Here is a 2,740-nt window from a genome sequence, read left to right as displayed (position 1 = left end):
TCGAGCCCAGCACACGCCCAAACCGGCCCAAAACGTCACTAGCCGTTTTGCTCAAAGTCACTCGCCGCGCTCGACAGGTTCTGCGCGTAGGAATCCAGGAGTTTGGCTTTGGCGTCGATCGATTCAGACACCCAATCCTTCTGCGCCAAATAACCGCTATCACCATCAGCGAACCGGTCGCCCGTCTTGTCATCCCCCCACGGCGAGCCCAACGCTGCAAGATTATTCGTCAACGACGTGAACACCTGCTTGAATCCGGCGCTGACATCACCCAAGTCACCGCCGGCCTTACGCAGTTCATCGGGATTCACGCTCAACGGATCGGCCATCAGCTATCTCCTCACTGTCGGGAAGGTCGAGTGTTCTTCCATGCCGTCGCCCTCATCGCGCGGCGAGTCGGCGGTCGACGAGTTGAATCCCGCTAACAGCCCGGCGAAATCGGGCACATCCCCGCTCCGTCCGGCCATCAATGAAATCTGTTGCCGTCGCTCGGTTAACGGCGCCAACAAATCCGCCGACCGCTGCTCGATCTCTTGGACCGCCGACTGCGCCGCATCAGTGATGTGCCCACTAAGATCAGCAAACTCGAACTCATCCAAGTACGACTCGTCGATCACGGTCTTGGTCACAATCCGGCGCGCATCGACACTCACCTTCACCATCCCATCGGCGGCGGTGCCCGTCGCGGTTAACGCCGTCTGCTTCTGCTGCATCACCACCATTTCCCGCATCTGCTCCTGCACAAGCGAGAACATATGACCCAATTCCCCACGTAGGCCATCGCTGTCCACGGCAATATCCTCTCTCCACAGTGAATTTGGCCAATGTTGGCCTGTTCGGGCGGGTCGGGTCGGCCATAGCGATCGCCACCTCGGAGCAATGCGAGCCGCCCGTGGCGGGTCGTTGACCCTCCGCACTTGCGGCGGACAACGATGAGCTAACCACGATAAGCTTCACGCAGGGTTGCGACATCGTCGGCGATGAGTTGATCGATTCGCTCGTGCAAGATCGACCTCGTCATGGGCTTAGCATGGGATGCATCCGGCTCAAAAATATATTCCGCCTCGTTGTCGATTCGTACCCACACCACCGATTCTTTGGCGCGATCACGTCCCCATTTTCGCTTTGGGCGGCAATGACTTTGGACCGTCGCATACGCCGTCACCGAGTCGGCCGGGATTATCACCTCGTCCCGCCGAGCGGATCGATGCCGCACTACGAAGTCACCGCTGTCAAATTCGGCCTGGACGCGCCGAGCGTATTCCGGTACCACGATCTTCTCGTGGCGCCCCGGTTCGATCAACGAAACCGCGTCGCAAATCGCCTCACCCAAGTCGTACGGCGATACAGTGTAGAAATCAATCAGATCGGCCTCCGGCTGCTGCGCCGCGAAGAAACCGAGTTCCCCCGCTCGGTACGCCAATACACGCACACTGGGCGTATCAGCCGGGATGAACTGAACGTGGCATTCCACCCAGATATCCGCGGCATCGTAGACGGTCACGCACTTATGGAAATCGTTCAGGTCTCCATAATTGAACCTATCCGGCACAGTGTTGGAGTACGCCAAAGCATCGTCTCGAGTAGCGAAACGCGAAGGCTGCGTGAACATGAACGGGTATGGCAGAAAGTCGCGCCCCTGAAACTCATTGATGACGCTCAAATCCCGCAGATCCAGCGTGCCCACCTGACTTAACAGCACTCGACTCACGCGATCACCTGAACCATCCGCCGGCCGATGCAAACGACCGAAAGAGCACTGGCGCATAATCACTCCAGCGGTCGCAGGACATGGAGCGACCCGCAGTAACGCTCAATAGCGGAGGCCGAATCGTGGGCGCACGCTGCGCCGGTGGACCGAACGCGGTTGGTTCGCGCTGACGCCGGTAGCTGCCGGCGTCAACCGGACCGAATACTGTCACCGACTGAAGCAAGCTCACCGACCAAACTCCGCGACCTGCTCGAATCCCGTGCGGCCCGACCGGCTGCCCGCCATCGGCGGCCGAGGCACCTGGCGTGCTACCGGTGCAGCCGGCTGTGGTGTGGGCTGGAGCTCGTCCGGGCCATCGTCGCCGATTACCGGGACAACAGCGTCGGGGTCACCCATCACCAGCTCGCCATTCTTCGTGCGGCGCAAGGTCTTATTCGCCTTGTGATCCTTGCCAGCAGGCCCGCGTTGTCCCGCACCGCCGCCCCCGCCACCCGGCACGGAACCAGGGGCGCCGCCGACGCCTTGTGGCATATTCGGACTCGATAGGCCAGAACCGACAGGTTCAGGTGCTGTCTTGCCCACCGCGGCCACCGGTGCACCAGCGGGCGACAGCGATCCCCCGTGCCCTTCGGGCCCCGTCCCCGCGCCACCACCGGCATGGCCAAGATCGGCGCCCTGCTTCGACAACGCGTCCAACCCCTTGGGATCAAGGCCCTGCGGACCACCTAACGGAGGCTGATGATTTTGCGCCCCATTCAGCGCCTGTTGGAGCGGCTGGAGTGCTTCTGATGCGCTTTGCCCCAAGCCGCTCAGGGCGTTGGTTAGGCCGGATAGACCGGGATTGCTTGTGGCGCCGCTTAGTCCGCTGCCGGTGTTAGCTGCCGCACCGGGCGGCGGCGCACCATTCGAACCCAGACCGGCACCCGGCGGCGGCGCACCATTCAAACCCGTGCCCGGCGGCGGCGCACCATTCAAACCCGTGCCCGGCGGCGGCGCACCATTCAAACCCGTGCCCGGCGGCGGCGCACC

General features: G+C 62.2%; 3 protein-coding genes and 1 pseudogene. 1 reads left to right on the top strand and 3 read right to left on the bottom strand.

Going from position 1 to position 2,740, the window contains the following annotated elements; genetic code table 11:
- Positions 1 to 38 precede the first annotated feature (38 nt).
- The 3 genes from A5625_RS27525 to A5625_RS27515 all read right to left on the bottom strand — a co-directional run bounded on the left by A5625_RS27525 (position 39) and on the right by A5625_RS27515 (position 1,711).
- A complete protein-coding gene (locus A5625_RS27525) occupies positions 39 to 329 on the bottom strand; it encodes a WXG100 family type VII secretion target (RefSeq protein WP_067001992.1) in 291 nt (96 codons plus the stop codon).
- Positions 330 to 332: 3 nt separating this feature from the next.
- Entirely contained in the window at positions 333 to 791 is a 459-nt protein-coding gene (locus A5625_RS27520) for a YbaB/EbfC family nucleoid-associated protein (RefSeq protein ID WP_156748633.1), read from the bottom strand.
- Between the two features lie 146 nt (positions 792 to 937).
- Positions 938 to 1,711 (bottom strand): ESX secretion-associated protein EspG, encoded by a 774-nt coding sequence (locus tag A5625_RS27515; protein ID WP_197516254.1) that lies wholly within the window; start codon positions 1,709 to 1,711, stop codon positions 938 to 940.
- 847 nt (positions 1,712 to 2,558) lie between these two features.
- Here A5625_RS27515 and A5625_RS30410 point away from each other — a divergent pair.
- Positions 2,559 to 2,740 (top strand): annotated as a pseudogene (locus A5625_RS30410) (mammalian cell entry protein); the annotation flags it as partial.

The organism is Mycobacterium sp. 1465703.0 (assembly GCF_001672975.1).
Lineage (GTDB): Bacteria > Actinomycetota > Actinomycetes > Mycobacteriales > Mycobacteriaceae > Mycobacterium.
Note: the sequence above shows the minus strand (reverse complement) of the source record. Positions and strands in the feature narration are given on the sequence as shown.